The organism is Geothrix sp. SG200, from assembly GCF_022808935.1.
In the GTDB taxonomy this organism is placed as follows: Bacteria; Acidobacteriota; Holophagae; order Holophagales; family Holophagaceae; genus Geothrix; species Geothrix alkalitolerans.
On record NZ_JAKZFR010000002.1, the window covers coordinates 147,532 to 169,360 of the forward strand.

General features: G+C 68.4%; 22 protein-coding genes. 16 read left to right on the plus strand and 6 right to left on the minus strand.

All coding sequences use genetic code 11. The features are described 5' to 3' along the window. The 5 genes from ML539_RS05990 to ML539_RS06010 are packed head-to-tail and all read left to right on the plus strand — an operon-like array spanning position 1 to position 5,940. A complete protein-coding gene (locus tag ML539_RS05990) occupies positions 1-2,685 on the plus strand; it encodes a sensor histidine kinase KdpD (RefSeq protein WP_243321641.1) in 2,685 nt (894 codons plus the stop codon). Then, positions 2,682-3,377 carry a response regulator gene (locus ML539_RS05995; protein WP_243321643.1) on the plus strand — a complete coding sequence of 232 codons (696 nt, stop codon included), beginning with the start codon at positions 2,682-2,684 and terminating at the stop codon, positions 3,375-3,377. The genes ML539_RS05990 and ML539_RS05995 overlap by 4 nt, the downstream gene beginning before the upstream one ends. Before the next feature lie 42 nt (positions 3,378-3,419). Beyond that, a complete protein-coding gene (locus ML539_RS06000) occupies positions 3,420-4,421 on the plus strand; it encodes a UbiA-like polyprenyltransferase (RefSeq protein WP_243321644.1) in 1,002 nt (333 codons plus the stop codon). A gap of 60 nt (positions 4,422-4,481) precedes the next feature. After that, positions 4,482-5,459, plus strand: a complete 978-nt coding sequence (locus ML539_RS06005) for a M23 family metallopeptidase (RefSeq protein WP_243321646.1) — start codon at positions 4,482-4,484, stop codon at positions 5,457-5,459. A gap of 19 nt (positions 5,460-5,478) precedes the next feature. Further along, positions 5,479-5,940: a polymer-forming cytoskeletal protein gene (locus tag ML539_RS06010; protein WP_243321648.1), complete on the plus strand. Its 462-nt coding sequence runs from the start codon at positions 5,479-5,481 to the stop codon at positions 5,938-5,940. Here ML539_RS06010 and ruvB read toward each other — a convergent pair whose 3' ends face one another. Continuing rightward, positions 5,941-6,954, minus strand: a complete 1,014-nt coding sequence (gene ruvB, locus ML539_RS06015) for a Holliday junction branch migration DNA helicase RuvB (RefSeq protein ID WP_243321650.1) — start codon at positions 6,952-6,954, stop codon at positions 5,941-5,943. 110 nt (positions 6,955-7,064) lie between these two features. Here ruvB and ML539_RS06020 point away from each other — a divergent pair, with 110 nt between their 5' ends. Together ML539_RS06020 and ispF are read left to right on the plus strand one after the other, a co-directional pair. After that, positions 7,065-8,594, plus strand: a complete 1,530-nt coding sequence (locus ML539_RS06020) for an ATP-binding protein (protein WP_243321652.1) — start codon at positions 7,065-7,067, stop codon at positions 8,592-8,594. After that, complete coding sequence (gene ispF / locus ML539_RS06025; protein WP_243321655.1) at positions 8,591-9,082, plus strand: 2-C-methyl-D-erythritol 2,4-cyclodiphosphate synthase; 492 nt, start codon at positions 8,591-8,593, stop codon at positions 9,080-9,082. Before ML539_RS06020 ends, ispF begins: the two co-directional genes overlap by 4 nt. On the opposite strand, the gene ML539_RS06030 is transcribed toward ispF, so the two are convergent. Beyond that, on the minus strand, positions 9,079-10,428 hold the full coding sequence (locus ML539_RS06030) for an HD domain-containing protein (RefSeq protein WP_243321657.1): 1,350 nt from the start codon (positions 10,426-10,428) through the stop codon (positions 9,079-9,081). The two genes, ispF and ML539_RS06030, sit on opposite strands and share 4 nt — an antisense overlap. Next, on the minus strand, positions 10,428-10,910 hold the full coding sequence (locus ML539_RS06035; protein WP_243321660.1) for a GNAT family N-acetyltransferase: 483 nt from the start codon (positions 10,908-10,910) through the stop codon (positions 10,428-10,430). Before ML539_RS06035 ends, ML539_RS06030 begins: the two co-directional genes overlap by 1 nt. A gap of 17 nt (positions 10,911-10,927) precedes the next feature. Between ML539_RS06035 and ML539_RS06040 the strand changes: the two genes are divergently transcribed. Further along, the gene (locus tag ML539_RS06040; protein ID WP_243321661.1) at positions 10,928-11,866 is read left to right on the plus strand and encodes a thiamine pyrophosphate-dependent dehydrogenase E1 component subunit alpha; all 939 of its coding nucleotides are present in this window, start codon (positions 10,928-10,930) and stop codon (positions 11,864-11,866) included. A gap of 113 nt (positions 11,867-11,979) precedes the next feature. Beyond that, positions 11,980-13,149 (plus strand): acetate kinase, encoded by a 1,170-nt coding sequence (locus tag ML539_RS06045; protein ID WP_243321664.1) that lies wholly within the window; start codon positions 11,980-11,982, stop codon positions 13,147-13,149. 62 nt (positions 13,150-13,211) lie between these two features. Here ML539_RS06045 and ML539_RS06050 read toward each other — a convergent pair whose 3' ends face one another. Beyond that, positions 13,212-13,622 (minus strand): hypothetical protein, encoded by a 411-nt coding sequence (locus tag ML539_RS06050; protein WP_243321666.1) that lies wholly within the window; start codon positions 13,620-13,622, stop codon positions 13,212-13,214. Positions 13,623-13,936: 314 nt separating this feature from the next. Between ML539_RS06050 and ML539_RS06055 the strand changes: the two genes are divergently transcribed. The 6 genes from ML539_RS06055 (at position 13,937) to ML539_RS06080 (ending at position 19,407) form a co-directional block, all read left to right on the plus strand. Further along, positions 13,937-15,157, plus strand: coding sequence for an efflux RND transporter periplasmic adaptor subunit (locus tag ML539_RS06055; protein ID WP_243321668.1), 1,221 nt, complete (start codon positions 13,937-13,939; stop codon positions 15,155-15,157). 103 nt (positions 15,158-15,260) lie between these two features. Then, complete coding sequence (locus ML539_RS06060) at positions 15,261-15,947, plus strand: ABC transporter ATP-binding protein (RefSeq protein ID WP_243321671.1); 687 nt, start codon at positions 15,261-15,263, stop codon at positions 15,945-15,947. Further along, the gene (locus tag ML539_RS06065; RefSeq protein WP_243321672.1) at positions 15,948-17,198 is read left to right on the plus strand and encodes an ABC transporter permease; all 1,251 of its coding nucleotides are present in this window, start codon (positions 15,948-15,950) and stop codon (positions 17,196-17,198) included. After that, positions 17,191-18,504: an ABC transporter permease gene (locus ML539_RS06070; RefSeq protein ID WP_243321674.1), complete on the plus strand. Its 1,314-nt coding sequence runs from the start codon at positions 17,191-17,193 to the stop codon at positions 18,502-18,504. The genes ML539_RS06065 and ML539_RS06070 overlap by 8 nt, the downstream gene beginning before the upstream one ends. 21 nt (positions 18,505-18,525) lie before the next feature. Next, positions 18,526-18,951 (plus strand): alternative ribosome rescue aminoacyl-tRNA hydrolase ArfB, encoded by a 426-nt coding sequence (gene arfB, locus ML539_RS06075; RefSeq protein ID WP_243321676.1) that lies wholly within the window; start codon positions 18,526-18,528, stop codon positions 18,949-18,951. A gap of 24 nt (positions 18,952-18,975) precedes the next feature. Further along, positions 18,976-19,407, plus strand: a complete 432-nt coding sequence (locus tag ML539_RS06080) for a DUF6526 family protein (RefSeq protein ID WP_243321679.1) — start codon at positions 18,976-18,978, stop codon at positions 19,405-19,407. 42 nt (positions 19,408-19,449) lie between these two features. Here the strand turns inward: ML539_RS06080 and ML539_RS06085 are convergent, their stop codons facing one another. Together ML539_RS06085 and ML539_RS06090 are read right to left on the minus strand one after the other, a co-directional pair. After that, positions 19,450-19,653 carry a hypothetical protein gene (locus tag ML539_RS06085; protein ID WP_243321680.1) on the minus strand — a complete coding sequence of 68 codons (204 nt, stop codon included), beginning with the start codon at positions 19,651-19,653 and terminating at the stop codon, positions 19,450-19,452. Positions 19,654-19,817: 164 nt separating this feature from the next. Then, positions 19,818-20,702, minus strand: a complete 885-nt coding sequence (locus ML539_RS06090; protein WP_243321682.1) for a DUF1684 domain-containing protein — start codon at positions 20,700-20,702, stop codon at positions 19,818-19,820. A 59-nt stretch (positions 20,703-20,761) separates the two neighbouring features. Here ML539_RS06090 and ML539_RS06095 point away from each other — a divergent pair, with 59 nt between their 5' ends. Further along, entirely contained in the window at positions 20,762-21,733 is a 972-nt protein-coding gene (locus ML539_RS06095; RefSeq protein WP_243321684.1) for a DUF1028 domain-containing protein, read from the plus strand. Positions 21,734-21,829 lie beyond the last annotated feature (96 nt).

Genomic DNA, 21,829 nt, shown 5'->3' on the forward strand with positions numbered 1-21,829 from the left:
ATGGCCCTCCCACGCCCTGACCCTGATGCCCTGCTCCGCAAGGTCCAGGCGGAGGAAGCCCGGGAGAATCGGGCGAAGCTCAAGGTCTTCTTTGGCGCGGCCCCGGGTGTCGGCAAGACCTACGCCATGCTGTCCGAGGCCCGGGAGCGGAGAGCTGAGGGTGCCGACCTGGTCATCGGAGTCGTCGAGACCCATGGCCGGAGCGAGACGGCCGCCCTGACGGAGGGGCTGGAGATCCTGCCGAGAAAGGAACTGGCCTACGCCGGTCAGTTCTTTCCTGAGTTCGACCTCGACGCCGCCCTGGCCCGCCGGCCGGCGCTGATTCTCGTGGACGAGCTCGCCCACACCAACGTGATGGGATCCCGCCACGCCAAGCGTTGGCAGGACGTCATGGAACTGCTGGACGCGGGCATCGACGTCTACACCACGATGAACGTCCAGCACCTGGAAAGCCTCAAGGACGTCATCGCGCAGATCACCGGCGTCACGGTTCGAGAGAATGTCCCGGACACCGTCATGGAACGGGCGGACGAAGTCGAGCTGGTGGACCTGGCCCCGGAGGATCTGCTCGTCCGGCTCAAGGAGGGCAAGGTCTATCTTCCAGAGCAAGCCCGCCATGCCCGCGAGCACTTCTTCCGCAAAGGCAACCTTCTCGCCCTTCGCGAGTTGGCTTTGCGCCACACAGCAGAGAACGTCGACGCTCAGATGCGACGGTACATGGAGTCCGAGGGTATCCGGAAGACCTGGGCTGCCGGTGACCGGCTCCTGGTCTGTGTCGGTCCGGACGGGCTCTCCCAGCGGCTCATCCGCGCCACACGCCGCATGGCAGGGTCCCTGGGGGCCTCATGGGTGGCCCTCTACATCGAATCACCCCGGCACTTCAAATTCAGCGAGGAAGAGCGGAATCGTGTCGAGGAGAATCTCAGGCTGGCCGAGAAGCTGGGTGGGGAAACGGTCGTCATCGAAGGCGGTGGCCGTCCGGACGAGGACATCCTCGCCTTCGCCCAGGACCGCAACATCACCAAGATCGTGGTGGGCAAGCCTTCGCGTCCGAGGTGGCTCGATGCCTTCGCCGGTTCACCGGTGGATGACCTCATCCGCCACAGCGGGAACATCGACATCTACGTCATCACGGGCGAAACGGCGAAACAGGCGGGCCCCTCAGCCCTCCGGCCCCGCATCACGAGCCCCCTGCGGAACTACCTGCTCAGCCTCATCACGGTGGCCCTCGCGACGGCCGTCGCCGGCCTGGTCTTCCGGCGAACAGAGCTGGCGGACATCGTGATGGTCTACCTGCTGGGAATCCTGGTGGTCGCTACCCGATTCGGCCGCGGCCCCTCGCTGCTGGCTTCGGTCCTGAGCGTGGCGGCCTTCGATTTCATCTTCGTGCCCCCCTATTTCACCTTCGTGGTATCCGACTTCCGCCACGTGGGCACCTTCTCCGTGATGCTTCTGGTGGGGGTGGTCATCGGCAATCTCACCGAGCGGATCCGGGCCCAGGCCCGTCTGGCCCGCGGGCGGGAGCAACGGACACAGGCCCTCTTCCGGCTGGGGCAGGGACTGGCCCGCAGCGCTGGGTCCACAGCTCTGGTGGCCGCTGCGATCCAGAACGTCGCGTCCCAGTTCCAGAGTCATGCAGTGGTCCTGCTCCCGGACGGTTCCGGACACCTGGAGGCACCGGCCCATCACTTCGCCTTCCCGCTGAACGACCAGGAACGGGGTGTGGCCCAGTGGGTCTTCGAGCATGACGAGCCTGCCGGACTGGGCACGGGCACCCTGCCCGGGGCCCGGGCCACCTACCTGCCACTCAAGGGGTCCAAGGGTCCCCTGGGTGTGATGGGTGTGCTTCCAGAGGGAGCCCCTCGGTGGGTGGAACCGGACCAGCGCCAGCTGCTGGAGGCCTTCGCCACCCAGACCGCTCTAGCCCTGGAGCGCGCCCTCCTGGCCGAGCAGAGCGCCGCGGACCGCCAGCGGGCCGAGGAGGAGCGCCTGCGGAACGCCCTGCTCAGCTCCGTGTCCCACGACCTGCGGACGCCGCTGGGCGTCATCACCGGTGCCGTGAGCACGGTCCTGGAGACGCCCGACCTCTCGGACGCCACCCAACGCGACCTCCTGACCTCGGCCCAGGAGGAGGCCCAGCGGCTGCATCGCCTGGTGAGCAACCTGCTGGACATCACGCGCCTCGAGGCCGGGGCCATGGAGCTCCGCACCGAGTGGATCCCCGTGGAGGAGGTGGTGGGCGCCGCCCTGGATCGCCGAGAGTTGGGAGCGGAGTCTGCACGAGTGAAAGCCCACCTGCCCGATGATCTGCCGCTGGTGGCCATGGATCCCGTCCTCATGGAGCAGGTACTGGTGAACCTCCTCGACAACGCACTGAAGTATTCGCCGCCGGGTTCCCAGGTGGACATCAAGGCCTGGGCTGCGGGGAAGTCCCTCACTCTGTCCGTGACAGACCGGGGCCCCGGGATCGCTCCCGGAGAGGAAGTGCGGATCTTTGAGAAACTGGCCCGGGGTGACGCCGCCGTGGGCCATCCTGGCGCGGGACTGGGGTTGGCCATCTGCAAGGGCATCGTGGCGGCCCACGGGGGTCGGATCCAGGCGGTCAACCATCCCCAAGGCGGCGCGCAGTTCCTCGTGAGCCTCCCCCTGGGCACGCCTCCACCCATGCCCGAGGAGGGTCCATGACTCCTGAGGCCTTGCAGGTCCTCCTGGTGGAGGACGAACCCCAGATGCGCCGGTTCCTCCGGGTGGCCCTGGAGGGCGGCGGCTATCGCTACCTGGAGGCCGCTTCGGGCCGGGAGGGCCTTGCCCTGGCCGTGCAGCACCGGCCGGACGTGATCCTGCTGGACCTGGGCCTCCCCGACATGGATGGCCTGGACCTCATGACCCGGCTGCGGGAGTGGAGCCGCACCCCGGTCATCGTCATCTCCGCCCGGGGGCGGGAGACGGACAAGATCGGCGCCCTGGACGTGGGCGCGGACGACTACCTCACCAAACCCTTCGGCACCGGCGAGCTCCTGGCCCGCATCCGGGTGGCGCTCCGCCATGCGGACCCCGGGGCGGTGGAAGACCCGCTGTTCACCCTCGGGCGCTGGCGCGTGGACCTGGCCCGGCGCCAAGTCCTGGTGGCGGGCCAGGAAGTCCACCTCACCCCGCTCGAATACAGGCTCTTCACCACCCTGATCCGGCATGCAGGGAGGGTGGTCACGCACCGGCAGCTCCTGAAGGAGGTCTGGGGCGGTGTGGCCGGGGCCCAGCCCCTCTACCTCCGCGTCTATATGGCCCAGCTCCGGCACAAGCTGGAGGAGGATCCCTCCCGCCCCCGCTACCTCCAGACCGAGCCTGGCGTGGGTTACCGGCTGCGGACGGAGGATTAGGCGAACTCCCCCCCCAAGACAACGGCCTCGATTCGCTGGATCATGTCTTCAATGGACAGCACGACGCTCCCCCCTGAACAGCCCACCGGATCCGCCCCGACGGGAACGGACCTGCCCGTGCCGGAGGCTGGCGAGCCGTCCGCCCAGCCGGTCTCGCCGGGCGGGTCCCCCTTCAGACACCTGATGGAACTGCTCGACATGATCAAGTTCGAGCACACGGTCTTCGCCCTGCCCTTCGCGTTCCTGGGGGCGCTGGGGGCGGCCCAGGGGATCCCCCCGTTGCGGACCATCCTGTGGATCCTCGCGGCCATGGTGGGGGCGCGCACGGCGGCCATGACCTTCAACCGCCTGGTGGACGTAGACGTGGACGCGGAGAACCCCCGCACCGCGAGCCGGGCCCTGCCCGAAGGCCGGGTCTCCCGGGTGGGCGCCATGCTCCTGATGGGAGCGGGCATCGTCCTCTTCGGCCTGGCGGCCGGCGCCCTGGGGCCCCTCACCTGGGCCCTCTCGCCGCTGGCCCTCGTGATCATCCTGGGCTACTCGCTCTGCAAGCGCTTCACCTCCTGGGCCCACGTGGTGCTGGGGTTGTCCCTCTCTGGGGCGCCTCTAGGGGCCTGGATCGCCGTGTCAGGACGCATCGAGGCCCCGGCCCTGTGGCTTTCCGGGGGGGTCCTCGCCTGGACCGCAGGCTTCGACATCCTCTATTCCCTCCAGGACCAAGGCTATGACCGCGACAAGGGGCTGCATTCCATGCCTGTCAGGCTGGGCACTGGCGGGGCCCTGGCCCTCTCCCGCGCCCTCCACCTCGTGGCGCTGGCGGCCTGGGCCATGTTCAACCTCCACATGGGCAGCCACCTGATTTCCTGGGCCGGATGGGCCACCGTGGCGGTCATGCTCGCGAAGGAGCAGTGGCTGGTCCGGGGCGGCGACCTGTCCCGCATCGACCAGGCTTTCTTCACCTTGAATAGCCTTGTGGGACTCGTGTTTTTCCTCGCCCACGCCTTGGAGTGGTGGCTATCGCGCTCGCTCCTGGCGCCGGTCTAGATCGTTCGTTGTAAGAAGGCGAGTCGATCGATCGCGGATTCCCAGGTATGCTGAGAGGCCATGTCCACTCACCAGCCCGAACGCCGACTCGCCGTGCGCTCCAGCCGCCCCGATCCCGTGGGGTGGCTCACCGTGATGGTCGTCTTCAGCCATCGCACCCTCCGCTGGTCCCTCACCCGCCGGATGATGCTCTGGGGGATCGGCCTGGTGGCCGGTTTTTCAGCCCTGGCGATGATCGGTTCCGGTTACGGATTCTGGGCCACCAAGAAGATCATGAGCTTCAGCCGGCTGCAGAAGGAGACGGTGGAGCAGCAGGAGCAGCTCCGATCCTCCCTGGATCAGGCCCAGGCCCTCGAGGCCGAGGTGACGACCCTCCGGCAGCAGCAGACGGAGCTGCTGAAGCTCCTGGACCCGAAGGCCTCCACCGGCTCACCCCTGCCTCCGCCCCCCGGACAGCCCGTGCAGCCCGCCGCCCCGCCGCCTCCCGGAACCCAGGAGAAGCTGTCCCGCCTCAAGCAGGACCTCGACTACACCACCAAGCAGGCGGCCGTCATCCGAGCCAGGATGGAGCCCGTGCTTCGGGCCTGGGCGCACACCCCCTCCATCCCGCCCACGGCCGGCTACCTCAGCTCGGGGTTCGGGGTGCGCGTCAATCCGTTCTCCCGACCCAACGAAGAGGGAGATGGTCTGCTGGGCTACCACACGGGCATCGACATCAGCAACGCCCTCGACACGCCGATCCAGGTCACCGCTGATGGCGAGGTGGAAGAAGCCGGCTGGATGGACCGCTACGGCTGGGGCGTCCGGGTGCGGCACAACAACGAACAGGAGACCCTGTACGCCCACATGAACCATGTGAACGTCAAGGCCGGGCAGAAAGTGTCGCGCGGGGATATCCTGGGCACGATGGGACGCTCGGGGAATGCCACCGGGGTCCATCTCCATTACGAAGTGCGGCTGAACGGCAAGCCCACGAATCCCCAGCCTTACCTGCGTCTCCAGCGCCAGTGGATCCGGGCGCTGCGCAAATCGTCCTGACCCCCCGAAGGAGCAACCCATGGCCGTATTCCGCACCAACAAGCCCAAGCCCGATTCCGCCCCCGCCATCCACTCGATCCTCGGCAAGGACGTGGTTCTCACCGGAGAGATCCACACGGGCTCCCAGAGCCTGCGCATCGAAGGCACCGTGGAGGGGATCATCCAATCCACCGGCGAGATCTCCATCGCCCCGGGCGGCATGGTGAAGGGGACCATCTACGCCAAGCACCTCGTGGTGACTGGCCGCGCGGAAGGGACCATGAAGATCACCGAGTGCCTGGAGATCCATGGCACGGGCTACGTGGAGGGGGATGTCGAGGTCGGCTCCCTGGTCGTTGACGAGGGTGGCACCCTCCAGGGCGTCTGCGTCCGTCGGGACCAGACCCGCACCCTGGAGCTGGCGAATGCCGCCAAGGGCGGAACGCTGGCCATGTCCTCCACCGGGTCGCAGGCCCAGGACACGATCGACGCCAAGTTCTGATCAGCGGAACAGCGGCCCCGGATCGGACTTCACCCCCAGGTAGGCGTAGGCTGCGTCGGTAGCCTTCCTGCCTTGGGGCGTGCGATCCAGGAAGCCCACCTGCATGAGGTAGGGCTCCACCAGATCCTCGAGCGCCCCTTCATCCTCGCCCAGGGCTGCGGCCAGAGTCCTCAGGCCCACGGGGCCACCCCGGTGCTTGTGGCAGATGGCCTGGAGATACTCCCGGTCCAGGCCGTCCAGGCCCAGGTCGTCCACCTCGTGGAGCTTCAGGCAGGCCTCGGCGGATTCCACGGTGATGGTCCCGTCCCCCTTCACCTCGGCGTAGTCCCGGCAGCGCCGGAGCAGGCGATTGCAGATGCGCGGCGTCCCCCGGCTCCGGCGGGCGATGGCCTCGGCGCCCTCCGGGGCCAGGTGGATGCCCAGGAGGTCCGCCGACCGGCGGGCGATGATGGCCAGGTCCGCCCGGGTGTAGAACTCCAGGCGATGGACCATGCCGAAGCGGTCGTGCAGGGGTTTCGAGATGAGGCCGGCGCGCGTGGTGGCGCCCACCAGGGTGAAGGGCCGCAGATCCACCTTCAGGGTCTGGGCGCTGGGACCCTGACCGATGAGGATGTCCAGCTTGCGGTCCTCCATGGCCGAATAGAGCATCTCCTCGATGGGCGCCGACAGCCGGTGGACCTCATCGATGAAGAGGAATTCCCCGGCTTCCAGGTTCGTGAGGATGGCCGCCAGGTCCCCCTTCTTCTCCAGCGCCGGGGCCTGGATGACCTTGCAGGGCGCGCCCATCTCGTTGGCGAGCACGTGCGCGAGGGTGGTCTTGCCCAGCCCCGGCGGGCCGAAGAGGAGCACATGATCCATCACCTCCCCACGCTTGGAGGCGGCCTGGAGGGCGATCTCCAATCGGGCTTTCACCTTGCCCTGGCCGATATATTCCTGGAGGCGTTGGGGCCTCAGCGAGTATTCAACGGGGTCCTCCAGGTTCGTGGAGGGATCGAGGTCGGGATGCCGGTGCATGACTTCTATTCCCTCACGGGACTTCCACTTGTGTCCAGCCGATGGCCGGATAATCTTGGGTTCGCAGTCCGAAGCCCCCTTTATCCCATGAAGCCTGCCCGGGAGATGCCGTGGCCCAGCGCTACCAGCTCCTGATTCGAGACCGGCACGGGTTTGAGCGTTCCGTGCCCCTTGCCCGCTCCGTGACTGTGGGACGGCAGAGCCTCTGCGACGTGGTGCTGTCCGACAACATGATCAGCCGCAATCATTTGCGTCTGGAATTGCAGGATGACACCTGGTGGGTCGAGGATCTCAAGACCACCCATGGCAGCTTTTACATGGGCCAGCCGTTGACCGGACGCCAGGCCTGGGAACCCGGGACCCCCCTGCTCCTGGCGGACAGCGCCTACACGCTGACCCTGGTCCGCACGGACCACAGCAGTTCGGAGATCCACCTCCAGGCCATCCTCGATGCCGCCCAACTCCTGGCCCAGGAATCGGATCTCGAGGACATGCTCGAGCAGTCCCTGGACCGCCTCCTCAGCATCTCCGGAACGGATCGGGGCTTCCTCATGCTCCTGGAGGATGGCGAGCTGGCCTGCCGGGTCCAGCGCAACCTGGGCCAGGAACTTGAGGGCCAGATCCAGCTGTCCATGTCCAGCGTCCACAAGGTGTTCGAGACGGGGGACCCCATCTGGATCCTCAACGTCGCCGAGGATGGCCAGCTGCTCAGCCAGCACTCGATCCAGCGGCTGGAGCTGAAGACCATCCTCTGCCTCCCCCTGCTGCTCCAGGGGCGGCGCATCGGCGTGGTCTACCTCGACAGCCGCCGCCCCATCATCGAACCGCCGGACCGGCCGACCTTCGAGGCCATCGTCTCGCTCTGCGCCATCGCCATCGAGCGTTCGAGGCTGTCCGAGGAGAACTTGCGCAGCCACGTGCTCGCCACCGTGGGACAGGTGGCCAGCTCCATTGTCCATGACTTCAAGAACGGCCTCTTCGTGCTTCGCGGCCACGCAGACCTGCTGGAGCTGTCCACCGAGGACACCAAGGTCCGCCACCACTGCCGCAAGATCCTGGAATGCGTGGATCGCCTCACGCACCTGAGCCAGGACGTGCTCGATTTCGCCAAGGTGCGGGAGCCCCGGAGGGAGACGGTGGATCTGCGCCCCTTCCTGGAGGCCGTCATCGAACCCCTGGTGCCGCGCGCCGCCGAGATGGGCGTGACCCTCCAGGCTGAAGGTCCCCCATGCCTGATCAAGCTGGATCCCGCCCGGTTCACCCGGGTCATGGAGAACCTCCTGGCCAACGCCATGGACGCCACCGTCGGCATGACCGGCGAGATCCTCGTGAACTGGATCCAGACCACGGGCGGGGTTCAGATCCGGGTGAAGGATCAGGGCCGCGGCATCCCCAAGCGCGTGGTCAAGCGGATCTTCGAGCCGTTCTTCAGCTACGGGAAGAAGAGGGGGACGGGCCTCGGCATGGCCACCGTGAAGAAGATCGTCGAGGAGCACGGGGGCACCCTGGAGTTCCTCAGCGAGGAGGGCCAGGGGACTGAGGTCATCATCCTCCTGCCGGACCATCCCATCACGGAGGACCACCGTCTGCCGGACGAGTCCACGGGGGAGCACCGCAACCTGGGAGCAGAGCGGGTATGAACGCCTTCCACACCGGCATGGGCTTCGACGTCCACCGCTTCGCGGCGCCGGAGGAAGGCCGTGCGCTGATGCTCATGGGCTGCCACATTCCGCATGACCGGGGCCTGGCGGGTCACAGCGACGCGGACGTCATGCTGCACGCCCTCATGGACGCGCTCCTGGGCGCCGCGGGCCTGGGCGACATCGGCCAGCATTTCCCCGACACGGATCCTACCTATCGGGGCGCCGACTCAGCGGGACTGCTGGAGCGAGTGATGGGCGATCTCGCCGAGCGGGGCTGGCGGGTGGTGAACGCCGATGTCTGCCTCATCGGCGAACGGCCCAAGATCGGCCCCCACCGCCAGGGCATGCGCGATCGCATCGCCCCTCTGCTGGGCATCCACAGCGAGGCCCTGAACGTGAAAGCCACCACCACGGAGAAGCTGGGCTTCACGGGGCGGGGCGAAGGTCTCGCGGCCCAGGCCGTGGTGCTGATCGAGAGGCGTTAGGGCTTTTCGAGCCTTCGGCGGGCCAGACCCGCGAGGGCGTCCGGCGTGTTGAGCGACGGGTCCTCCAGCACGGCCTCCAGCAGATCCCGCTGGAGCTCGCCCAGCCAGGGACCGCCTCCGCGTCCGGCCAGCGCCATGAGCGCCGCCCCGTCCAGGGCCAGGGCCCTCACCGAGAGGGGCGGAGCCGCGGCGGCCATGGCTTCGAGGCGGGCCAGGATGGCGGCGTGCTCCTGTTCCCGGGCCCCCACTTCCAGGCCCTTGGCCCGTTGATCCGCCAGACGGAACGTCTCCCAGCGCGCCAGGGTCAGTCCGTCCTCCTCGAGCCGCCGCAGGAAGCGCCGGCAGGCCGCGTCACTCCAATCCGCGGTCGGATGGATGCCGTGGTGGCGGACCAGGGCGAGGACGTCGCGTCGGAGCGCGTGGGCGGCCTTGAGCCGTTCCAGGAGGATGCCCGCGAGCTCCAGGGACCGGGCCTCGTGCCCATGGAACCGGGCCTCACCCTCGTCCCCGAGGGTGCGAGCGCCGGGCTTGCCGGCATCATGCAGCAGAGCCGCCCAGCGCAGCCCAGGCTCGGCAGGAACCAGGCGCGCCACCTCCAGCGTGTGGCGCCACACATCCCACCGGTGATGCCGGTTCTGGCCGCAGCCGATCATGGGACGCAGCTCGACCAGCCAGAGATCCAGCAGCCCCGTCCGCGCCAGGAGGTCCAGCCCCCGGTGGGGCTCGGCTCCGCAGAGCAGCTTGGTGAGCTCCGCGAGGACCCGCTCGGCGGCCACCTTGCGGGCCACCTCCAGCCGCTCGGGAATGGCCGCCAGGGTCCCGGCCTCCACCTCGAAGCCCAGTTGGGCCGCGAACCGGCAGGCCCGAAGGGTGCGGAGGCCGTCCTCGGCGAAGCGGCGAAGCGGATCGCCCACGGCCCGAAGAGTCCGCGTCTCCAGGTCGGCCCTGCCGCCGAAGGGATCCACCAGGTCACCACCACCCACCGGAAGGGCCATGGCGTTGATGGTGAAGTCGCGGCGGGACAGGTCCTCCTCCAGGCTGACGCCCAATCGCACCGTCTCGGGATGCCGCCCGTCCAGATAATCCCCATCGCTCCGGAACGTGGTGATCTCGATGGGCCGGTCCTCCAGCAGCACGGTGACTGTCCCGTGCTGCAGCCCCGTGGGAATCGCCTTCAGGCCCGCGGCCCGGGCCCGGTCCATCACGGCCTTCGGCATCAGCTTCGTGGCCAGGTCCCAGTCCGCGTGGGGACGCCCCAGCAGCTCATCGCGGACGGCGCCGCCGACCACCACCAGCTCAGCCTCGGGCCCCAGGGCCTCCTCGAGGCGGCGCAGCGGGGCCCACATCAATCCGCGCCCTGTGCCAGCCGGGCCAGGGCCTCGCCCTCCACGCGGCAGGTGAGCCAGGGCCGCATGACCTTGGCGCCATGGGCCTCATAGAACTCGATGGCCGGCGTGTTCCAGTCCAGCACCTGCCAGACGAAGCGGGTCCAGCCCTCCTTCACGGCGAGCGCGGCCAAGTGCTGGAGCAGAGCCTTGCCGATGCCCTTGCCCCGGTAGGCCGGCCGCACGAACAGGTCCTCGAGGTAGATGCCCGGCTTCCCCTCCCAGGTGCTGAAGTTCAGGAACCAGAGCGCGAAGCCCGCGGGCTGGCCGTCCCACTCCGCCATGGTCACCTTCACCAGGGGGTGCTCCGAAAAGGCGTACCGATGGATGTCCGCCTCCGTGGCGACCGCCGCTTCCGGCTCCCGCTCGTAGTCCGCCAGTTCGCGGATGTACTGCAGGATCAGCGGAGCGTCGGAGGGAACGGCAGGGCGCAGGTTCAGCATGGGTCTATGCTAACCGGATGGACCGCGACACCGCCCTCCGCCTTCATGAGGCCATGCTCCTGACCCGGCTCACGGAAGAACGGCTGGTGAAGCTTTTCCGCCAGGGCAGGACCCTCGGCAGCATCTATCGCAGCCTGGGCCAGGAGGCCACCTCCTGCGCCACAGCCATGGCCCTCGGGCCCGACGACATGATCGGCCCCATGATCCGCAACCTGGGTTCCATGCTGGTCCGTGGCGCCACGCCGCTCGAGATCTTCCTCCAGTATCTGGGCCGCGCCACCGGCCCCACCGCGGGCCGGGAGCACAACAACCACTTCGGTGCCGTGGAAAGGGGCATCCTGGCCCCCACCTCCATGCTGGGCGCCCTCATCCCCGTGATGGCGGGCGTGGCCCTCAGCTTCCGCCAGAAGGGGGAGCGGCGCGTGGCCATGACCTGGATCGGCGACGGCGGCAGCTCGACCGGAGCCTTCTACGAGGGCCTCAACTTCGCGGTGGTGCAGCAACTTCCCCTGATCGTCGTCGGGGAGTCCAACGGCTACGCCTTCTCCACGCCTCCGGAGCGCCAGATGGCCGGGCGGATGTCGGCCCGGTCCCAGGGGGCCTTCACCCTTACGGTGGACGGCAACGACGCCGCGGAGGTGTATGCCGCCAGCCTGCAGGCCCGCCAGCACTGCCTGGAGGGCAAGGGGCCGGTCTTCCTGGTCTGCGAGACCTTCCGCATGAAGGGCCACGCCGAGCATGACGACCAGCGCTACGTGGATCCGGCGCTGCTGGCCGAGTGGGCTGCCAAGGACCCCCTGCCCCGCTTCGAGGCCTGGATGTCCCGCAAGCGCTGGATCCCTGATCCCGGGCTGAAGGCCCGCCTCGAGGACCGGCTCCAGCAGGAGGCGGAGGCCGCCCTGGGCGCCCCTTGGCCGGATCCGGCCACCCTGGAGCGCGGAGTGTTCTCTTCCTGAGAGCCCGGGGACCGGTAAGCCTCCTGATCCTGAAGGCTCATGACCCCATCATCCACAATGAGCCTCCGGTCACGTGACTTGGACGCTAGACTTTTCCTGTCATGGGGGATTACGTGTACGTTCTCGTTCTCAATGCAGGCTCTTCCAGCCTCAAGTTCAACCTCTTCGACATGGTCAAGGAGGTCTCCATCGCGGAGGGCATGGCCGAGCGCATCGGCCTGGCCGAGGCCAACCTCATCTGCGTCCTCGACGGCGAGAAGCGGAAGGAGACCCTTCCCCTTCCCAGCCACAAGGAGGCCCTCGAGGCCATCCTCGAGCGGCTCCACGCCAACGTGCTCCACGACACGCCCATCCACGCCGTGGGCCACCGTGTGGTGCATGGCGGACCGAAGTATGGGGACTCGGTCCTGGTGACCGATGAAGTGCTCCAGGACATCGACCATTTCGCGATGTACGCCCCGCTGCACAACCCTGCCAACGCGCTCGGCATCCGCACGGCCATGGCCGCCTTCCCCGAGGTACCGCACGTGGCGGTCTTCGACACGGCCTTCCACCACAACATCCCGGACCACGCCCGCACCTACGGCATCCCCTACGAAATGAGCCAGAAGTACGGCATCCGGCGCTACGGCTTCCACGGCACCAGCCACGCCTTCGTGGCCGCCCGCACGGCCATCCTGCTCTGCCGGCCCCTGCGCTCCTTGAAGGTCATCACCTGCCACATCGGCAACGGCACCAGCATCTGTGCCGTGGGCCAGGGCAAGAGCATGGACACCAGCATGGGCATGACCCCGCTCCAGGGCGTCATCATGGGCACCCGCTGCGGCACCATCGACCCGAGTGTGGTGGAGATGCTCATGGAGTACGAGCATCTGGACTACGATGGGATCACCAACCTGCTCAACAAGAAATCCGGCCTGCTGGGCATCTCCGGCGTGTCCTCCGACTTCCGGGAGATCGAGCTGGCCGCCGACAGCGGCAACGACCGCGCCCGCCTGGCCCGGGACCTCCTGACCTACAACGTGCGCCAGTACATCGGCGCCTACGCCACGGTCCTGGACGGGGTGGACGCCATCACCTTCACCGCCGGCATCGGCACCCACAGCACCTTCGTGCGGGCCAAGGTCTGCAGCAAGCTGGGTTTCCTGGGCGTGAAGCTGGATCCCGAGGCCAACGAGCACGGCACCGGGGAACGCATCATCAGCACGCCCGATTCCCGGGTGGTCGTGACGGTGGTGCCCACCAACGAGGAACTGATGATCGCGCGGGAGACCGTGCGGTAGTCCTTCCCCTGCTCACGAAAGCGGCCCCCGAACGGGGGCCGCTTTCGTGAGGACCGGAATGGCTACTTGCCCTGGGCCTGCATCCGCTCGCCCCTGCGCTCGACACGCGAGCCGCGGCGCTCCTTGCGCTCGCCCCGGCGTTCCTGGCGCTCACCCTTGCGCTCCTGGGCCTCGCCCACTCTCTCGCGGCGCTCGCCGGCCTGCTGGAGGGCCTGGCCTTCGGCCACCTTGCCCTGGGCCTGGAGGGCCGCGCCCTTCCGCTCCATGCGGGCGCCCTGGCGCTGCTTGCGTTCGCCTTGCCGGTCGTTCCGCTCGCCCCGCCGCTCCTGACGCTCGCCCCGGCGCTCGATCCGCTCGCCGTGCCTCTCCACCTGCTGCCCGGTGGGCGGGGGCACGGGGGCCTGGGCCATGAGGGAGGCGCCGATGAGGCCCACCGCCAGGATGAGGGCCACGCGCTTCTGGGTGTTGGACATGTGTGCTCCTGGTGCGGCCAGGCCGCGAAGGGGAATCGTCCCGGGGTGGCCTGATGCCGTCCTCGTGCCAATTCACAACTTGGTTAGGCCCGAGCCATTTGGAGAAGGTTTAACCTGCCTGCCGTGGATCGTTGCCTCAAGCTTTGTGGCGGGATGCCACAGGGAGGCTCCCCCCGCCGACCGGTCCGTTGACCGGTCACGGTCCACCGGCCACCGGTTCCTAGGGGAATCCCTCCCTAAACGACTCCAGACTCTGCTCCGTAGGCCATCCATCATCCCGGCAGGCCCGGTCTATTTCGCATCAGGGGGGTTCCATGCAGAAGCGGTGGGTCATCGTCTCCGTGGCCGGGGCGGCCCTGGCGGCGGGCATGTTCTTCACCCTCAAGGGCGGCGACGGCAAGGGCAAGAAGTCGGAAGCCTCCACCCCCTTCCGCCTGGGCAAAGTCCAGGCAGAGGACCTCCAGGTGAGTGTCCGCGAGGTGGGCGTGGTGGACCCCCTGACCAAGGTGGACGTGAAGTCCACGGTTTCGGGCCGCATCGTGGGCCTCAAGGTGCGCGAGGGCGCGACCGTCAAGGCCGGCGAGGTGCTGGCCGAGGTGGAGCCGGACGTGAACCAGGCCCAGACGCTCTCCGACGTGCAGGGCAGCGTGTCCCAGGCCCGGGTGAGCTTCCGGAACGCCGAGCGGGACTTCACCCAGCAGGCCGAGCTCTACAAGTCCGGGCTGATATCGGACCAGGCCTACCGCAGCGCCAAGACCACCCGGGACCTGGCCGAGGAGACCTTCAAGAGCGCCCAGACCCGCTACCAGATCGTGGAGGACCGCGGCATCCCCATCAGCGGCAACGCTTCGACCCAGAAGGCCCGGGTCACGGCCCCCATGAACGGGGTGGTCATCAAGAAGGGCGTCGAGCTGGGCGACACCATCACCTCGGGCGTGAGTTCCTTCAATGCGGGCACGGTGGTCTTCACCGTGGCCGACCTCCAGTCCCTCATCGTGAAGGTGAACCTCAACGAGGTGGACATCGCCAAGGTGAAGGTCGGCCAGCCCGTCCGCATCACCCTGGACGCCTACCCCCAGAAGGCCTTCACGGGCAAGGTACGCTTCGTGGCGCCCGCGGCGGACCTGGTGGAGAAGATCAAGGTCTTCAAAGTGGAGGTGGCCCTGGACGAGCTCACGGAGGCCTTCAAGACCGGCATGAGCGCCAACGTGGAGATCCTCGGCGAGAAGCGGGACAAGGCCGTGAGCGTGCCTCTGGAAGCCCTCCAGCGGCGGGACGGCCAGACCGTGGTCTACCGACTCAAGGAGAACCTCCCGCCCCAGGACCTGGCCAAGGCCAAGGAAGGGCTCAATGGCCGCGGCAAGTTCATCTGGCTCGCGGACCACTGGAAGGAATACTTCGACGTGGTGCCCGTGAAGGCCGGCATCGCCACCCTCGAACGCGTGGAGATCCTCTCGGGCCTCAAGGCCAGCGACCAGGTGAGCCTGGAGGACCCCAGCAAGAAGAAGGTCGAGAAGGACGATGAGAACAACTGATCAGTCTTCAGGCCTCAGTCCTCAGTCTTCAGTGGAACCACCATCCCCTGGGCATTCACTGAGGACTGAAGACTCAGGACTGAGGACTGGCAAGGGAGCGACCATGTCCAGCATCATCCAGACTCAGGGCCTGACGAAGGTCTACGGCAGCAACGGGACGGCGGTCCACGCCCTGCGGGGCATCGACCTGACCGTGGCCAAGGGCGAGTTCGTGGCCCTCATCGGGCCCTCGGGCTCAGGCAAGTCCACGCTCATGGCTATCCTGGGCTGCCTGGACCTGCCCACGGAGGGCACCTACACGCTGGACGGCCGCCAGGTCCAGGGCCTCTCCGGCGGCGAGCTGGCGCGGATCCGCAACGAGAAGGTGGGCTTCGTCTTCCAGAGCTACAACCTGCTGCCCAAGGCCAGCATCGCGCGCAACGTGGAGCTGCCCATGCTCTACGCCGGCGTGGGCCGGAAGGAGCGTCGCGAGCGGGCCCTGGCCCTGCTCGAGAAGGTGGGCATCGCCGACAAGGCCGACAAGCTGCCAGGCACTCTCTCCGGCGGCCAGCGCCAGCGCGTGGCCGTGGCCCGCGCCCTGGCGAACGAGCCGGCGCTTCTCCTGGCGGACGAGCCCACCGGCGCCCTGGACTCCAGGACCGGCGCCGAGGTGCTGGGCCTCTTCCGCGAGCTGCACCAGCAGGGCAACACCCTGCTGCTGGTGACCCACGACCCCACCATCGCCGCCCAGGCAGAACGGCAGGTGGAGATCAAAGACGGCCTCGTGGCCACTGCCGAGGGGGCGGCCTAGATGCGCACCTCCGGCGCCTTCCGCGAGCGGCTGCTCGGGGCCTGGGTGGAGATCCGGGAGAACCTGGGCCGCTCGGTGCTCCAGGCCCTCGGCGTGCTCCTGGGCGTGGCCTCCGTACTTGGCGGCTTCTCCATCTCGGACAGCCAGCGCAAGCGGGCCGATGAGATGTTCGTGAAGATGGGCGGCCTGGACAAGCTCAACGTCCAGCCCAAGGCCGCCGTGCGCGATGGCCGGCCCACGGCCCTGCAGCAGGCCAACCTGGGCCTGCGCGACGAGGACGCCGCGGGCGGAGAAGGATTGAAGGCGGACGCCATCCACGGCGTGAGCCGCCAGAAGTTCGCCAGGGCCCGGGTGGTGTCCGCCTATGGTGACCAGGATCGCCAGATCAGCGGCATCGGCGGGGACTTCATCCCAGCCAACGGCTACGAGGTAGTTCACGGACGGGCCTTCTCCACCAGCGAGACGGACTCCGGCGCCCCCGTGGTGATCCTCGGCACGGAGGCCGCCCAGGTCTTCTTCCCCAAGGGCGACGCCCTGGGGCAGACGCTGCGCATCGGGACCGTCCCCGTCACCGTCATCGGCCTCTTCGAGGAGCGGGTCTTCCGCTTCCGCGAGGGCCAGCGCAACCAGTTCTGGTGGCGCAACCGAATCATCGCCGTGCCCGCCAGCCTGGTGCAGCGCCGCATGAACGGCGACGCCTACCGGCGGCTGGACCGGGTCACCTTCCGCATCCCCGATCTGGGCGCCATGGGCGGCTTCGCCAAGCAGCTCTCCGACCTCCTCAAGGCCAACCACCGGCTCCAGGAGGACTTCCGGCTGGACGACGTGGCGGCCCGCATCCGCCGGCGCAACAGCCAGGGCGATGTCTACGACATCATCTTCCTGCTCTCTGGCGTGCTGGCCCTGGTGGGCGGCGGCATCGTGAACGTGAACATCCAGATGGCCGGCCTCAAGGAGCGGGTCCGGGAGGTGGGCGTGAAGATGGCCATCGGTGCCTCGGGCCGGGAGATCTTCAAGGGTTTCATGACCGAAGCCCTGCTGCTCACGGCCCTGGGCAGCCTGGCGGGCCTGGCGCTGGGCGTGGGCTTCTCCTGGACCATCACGAAGAGCCTGGGCATCCCCCTCTACATGACGCCGGCCAGCTTCCTCTGGGCCTACGGACTGGCCGCGGCCTTCGGCTTCCTCTTCGCCCTCTATCCAGCCTGGAAGGCCTCCCGGCTGTCTCCGATGGAGGCCCTGCGCTATGAGTGACGAGACTTTCACCCTCCGCGCCCCTGGCCCTTCGCTCCTGGACGGCGAGGCGCCCGCGCCTGCCCCGAAGGTGCGCGGCTTCAGCCCCGGCATGCTCTGGGAGGTGGTCCGCACGGGCCTGGTGGAGCTGTGGGCCCACAAGGTGCGCAGCCTCCTCACCCTCACCCTGCTCATGCTGGGGGTCTTCGCGCTGGTGGTGATGACCTCGGTGCTCGACGGCGTCATGGACAAGATCAGTACCGGCTTTGCGGGCATGAGCTGGGACGGCACGGTACGCATCGCCCCGAAGACCGCGGAGACGGCCGAGGAGCGCAGTCGCTTCGTCATGAGCCCCGGCCTCCGCTTCGAGGACCTGTCGCGCCTCACCTCCCCCCATCCCAAAGTTCTGGCCTTCCTGCCCCGGTCCCAGCGCACCTCCTCGGTCCGCATCACCGGAGACACCGAGCGCGTCTTCGTCACTGGCGTCACGCCGGACTACGCCGTCTGGATGAACCGACCCATCGGTCTGGGCCGCAACCTCACCGAGGACGACCAGCGGCGGCGCTCCACCGTGGCGGTCGTGGGAGCCACCCTGGCCTCCAAGCTCTTCGGCGGGGCCGATCCCGTGGGCCGCGACCTGGTGGTGGAGGGCGTCCCCTTCCGCATCGTGGGCGTCCAAGCGCCGGGCCAGATCTTCAACGAAGAGAACTACACGGACGCCAACGGCATCCTCATCCCGCTGGAAGCCTACATGGACCGCATGGACCCGGCCCACAAGCTGGCCCAGGTCACCGTGAAGCTGCGCCGGGCCGAGGATGCGGGCGAGGTGTCGGCCATGCTGCTCAGCCGGGTCCGGCAGGCCCACCACGGCATCGAGGACGCCGAGATCGTGGACCTGGACGCCGAGGCGGCCAAGGCCTACCAGAACTTCCTGGAGCAGATGCACGGCTGGACGGTGGTGCTGCTCAGCCTGGCCGGAACCGTGCTCCTGGTGGGCGGCGTGGGCGTGCTTTCGGTCATGCTCATCAGCTTCAGTGACCGCCGCTTCGAGATCGGCCTGCGCAAGGCCCTGGGCGCCTCGGACCACGAGATCTTCATCCAGTTCCTCCTGGAGGCCGTGGTGCTCGCCGCCCTCGGCGCCCTGATCGGCACAGTGTCCGGCGGGCTGCTCTGCCAGGCCCTCTCCGCCAGCTTCCCCTACGGCCTGGTGGTGAACCCCGTCGGCCTCATCACCGCCTGGATCGTCGCCCTGGCGCTGGCCCTGGTCTTCGGGCTGTACCCCGCCTTCCGGGCCATGCGCCTCAGTCCCATGGAGGCCATGCGCTGAAAGGGGCGGTAGGATCGCCTCATGGCCGATCCCATCCAAGTCACCGCCACCGTCCGCATCCCCGGCGACGCCATCCGCTTCAAGGCCGTGCGGGCCGGGGGCGCCGGCGGCCAGAACGTGAACAAGGTCTCCTCCAAGGTGGAGCTGCGCATTGACCTCGGCGCCATCGAGGGTCTGCCGGAGGATGCGCTGATCCGCCTGCGGATCGCGCAGCGCAATCGGCTCGACGCCGAGGGCCTGTGGATCGTCGTCAGCGACCGCACCCGCGACCAGCTCAAGAACCTGGAGGACGCCCGGGAAAAGGCCGCTGCGGCCGTCCGCGCCGCCCTGGTGCGGCCGGTGGCCCGCCATGCCACGCGACCCACGCGCGCCTCGAAGGAGCGCCGCCTTGAGACCAAGAAGCGGGCCTCGGCGCTCAAGCGGCGGCGGAGCGGACCTCTGGAGTAACCTGGAAGCCTTCCGGGAGATGACATGTCCGCGCCCCAGACCTACGCGACCCACCGCCGCTTCGATCCCTTGTACCACTTCGTCCTGCTGCCCTTCTTCTTCATCACGGTCATCGCCACCTTCACCACCTTTGTCCGGCGCCCTGCTCTGGCCACCTTCTGGATCGCGCTCCTGGCGCTGGCGGTGACCTTTCTCGCCCTGAAGGTCCGCGGCTATGCCCTCCGGGTGCAGGACCGCCTCATCCGCCTTGAGGAGCAGCTGCGCCTCGCCCGCCTCCTTCCCGAGGACCTGAAGGCCCGCATTCCCGAACTGAGCGTCAGGCAACTCGTGGGCCTCCGCTTCGCGTCCGACGCGGAAGTGGCCGATCGCGTGCGGGAAGCCCTCCAGGAAAACCTCAATGGCGAGGCCATCAAGAAGCGGATCCAGACCTGGCGGGCTGACGAATACAGAGTCTGAGCCAACCTCGGCGTGCACGGGGTGCCGGGAGCCTATGAGAGACTAGGCGACCACGCCTTCCTGCTGCCCCTTCAGGAGTTCGCGGCGCATGGCCTCGGCGATGAGGGCTGCGGTGTCCGATCCGGCCTCATCGCCGGAGACGAGGCGGGCCTGCTGGACCCGCTGGGCGATGGCGATGCAGGCCTCGACGGTCACCTTCTCGACCACCTTGGCGGGTGCTTTGGCGTGCGTGTTTCCGGGCGGCATGGTTCCTCCGGATTTTTTGGGGTTGTTTGAACCGAAGATAACACGCACACCAGAACAATCAATGCATCTATTTTCCTATTTCAGGTCCAACCTACGATCTATTGGGAGGCCGGAACCAGGCTCACCGGTGGCCGGGAATCCGCGCAGGGGTGTTCCCGGACCCTTCAGTGGTCGCCGTAGTCCTTCTCGCCGGCCCGGACTGCCAGGTGGAGCTCGTTCCGCTTCGGCGGCAGGGGGCAGGTGGCGAAGTGGGAGAAGGCGCAGGGCGGGTTGTAGGCCCGGTTGAAGTCCAGCACCACCTTCCCGTCCTTCGGCATGGCAGCGGTCAGGAAGCGCCCGGCCGGGTAGGTCGCCTTCCCGCTGGTGGCATCGCGAAAGATGATGAACAGCTCCGGGAGGGCCGGGTCCTCAATGACGGGCTCCAGGGTGAAGGTCCGGCCCTTGACCTTGAAGCGGAGCAGGCCCGGCGCCGTCATGGGCTCGGAGGTGCCCAGCACCGTGGGGATGGCCCGCGTCTGCGGCGTGGCGTAGGGCAGGAAGTCCGCCTCGATGCGCCAGGCGGGGTCGACCGGAAACCGCGCCACGCCGTGGAAGGCCTTGCGCGCGGGAGCCTCCGGGTCCTTCATCCGGATCCCGAAGCGGTCCCCCCGGCGGATGACGTAGAAAGTGATGCGCCCGGCCCGCAGCAGATCCGGCTTGCCGTCCACATCCGCCTTCAGCGAGGCTGCAGCCACGACCTGCCCGTTGACCAGGATCCCGCTGCCCGCCGCGAGGCGGACCCGTACCTGGCCGCCTTCGAGCACGAATGTGCCCGCCTGGGCGGGGGCGGTCCCCTCCGGCAGCAGCACCGCCGATCCCGGCGCCGAACCCAAGGTGTTCTCGCCGGGCTTGAGCCAGTCGAGGCCCACCAGGGTCAGCCAGCCGTCTTCCGCCGCCAGCCGGGCCGTGCGTTCCGCATGCCAGGCATCCACTGCCTTCACGTAGGTCTCCGGCGGCGGAGCCGCGCCCAGCATGAGGCAGAGGGTGGCGAGGACCAGTGCGCGGCGCATGGGACCATCGTACCAGTGACGGGGTAGGATGGTGGGCGCCCCACCCCACCGGAGTTCCCATGCGTCTGCTCGCCGCCGCCCTCCTGTCGCTCGTGCTTCCCGCCCACGGGGGCGAGGTCCCCCGCCGCCCGGTGCACACCTACTCCATCGTGGCGCGGGACGCGGTCACGGGAGACCTGGGCGTGGCCGTCCAGAGCCACTGGTTCTCCGTCGGGTCGTCCGTGCCCTGGGCGGAGGCCGGCGTCGGGGCGGTGGCGACGCAGAGCTTCACCGACCCCACCTACGGCGCCCTGGGCCTGGCCCTCATGAAGGCCGGCAAGCCCGCGCCGGAGGCCCTGAAGGCCCTGCTGGCGGCGGATCCGGACCGCGAGGTGCGCCAGGTGGCCATGGTGGATGCCCAGGGTCGTGTCGCCGCGCATACGGGTTCCAAGTGCATCCAGGCCGCAGGCCACGAGGTGGGGGAGGGCTTCACCGTGGAGGCGAACCTCATGGACAAGGCCACGGTCTGGCCGGCCATGGCCAAGGCCTTCCGCGCCGCCAAGGGGGACCTCGCAGATCGGCTCCTCGCGGCACTTCGCGCGGCCCAGGCCGAAGGCGGCGACATCCGCGGCCAGCAGAGCGCCGCCATCCTCATCGTGAAGGGCAAGCCCTCGGGCCAGCCCTGGAACGACCGCCTCTTCGACCTGCGCGTGGAGGACAACCCGGATCCCCTGAAGGAGCTGGGCCGTCTCATCCAGCTGCGCCGGGCCTACCGGCTCATGGACGAAGGCGACGGCTTCGTCACCGCCGCCAAATGGCCCGAGGCCAAGGCGGCCTACGCGGCCGCGGCCAAGCTCGCGCCCGGCATCTGGGAGATGCCCTTCTGGCAGGCGGTGGCCTTGGCCTCCAGCGGCAAGCGCGAGGAGGCCCTCCCCATCTTCAAGCAGGTCTTCGCCGCTGAGCCCTTCTGGAAGCGCCTTGTGCCCCGCCTCGCCGAGGTGGACCAGCTGCCCAAGGACCCGGCCCTGCTGAAGGCCATTGAAGCTCAATAGGCCCTTGAAGAAGAAGGCCCCCAAGAAGGGCCCGAAAAGAAAGCAAGCACGCGAAGGACCTCCCTCCGTGTGCTTGTCACTCCTTCGTGCCCTTCG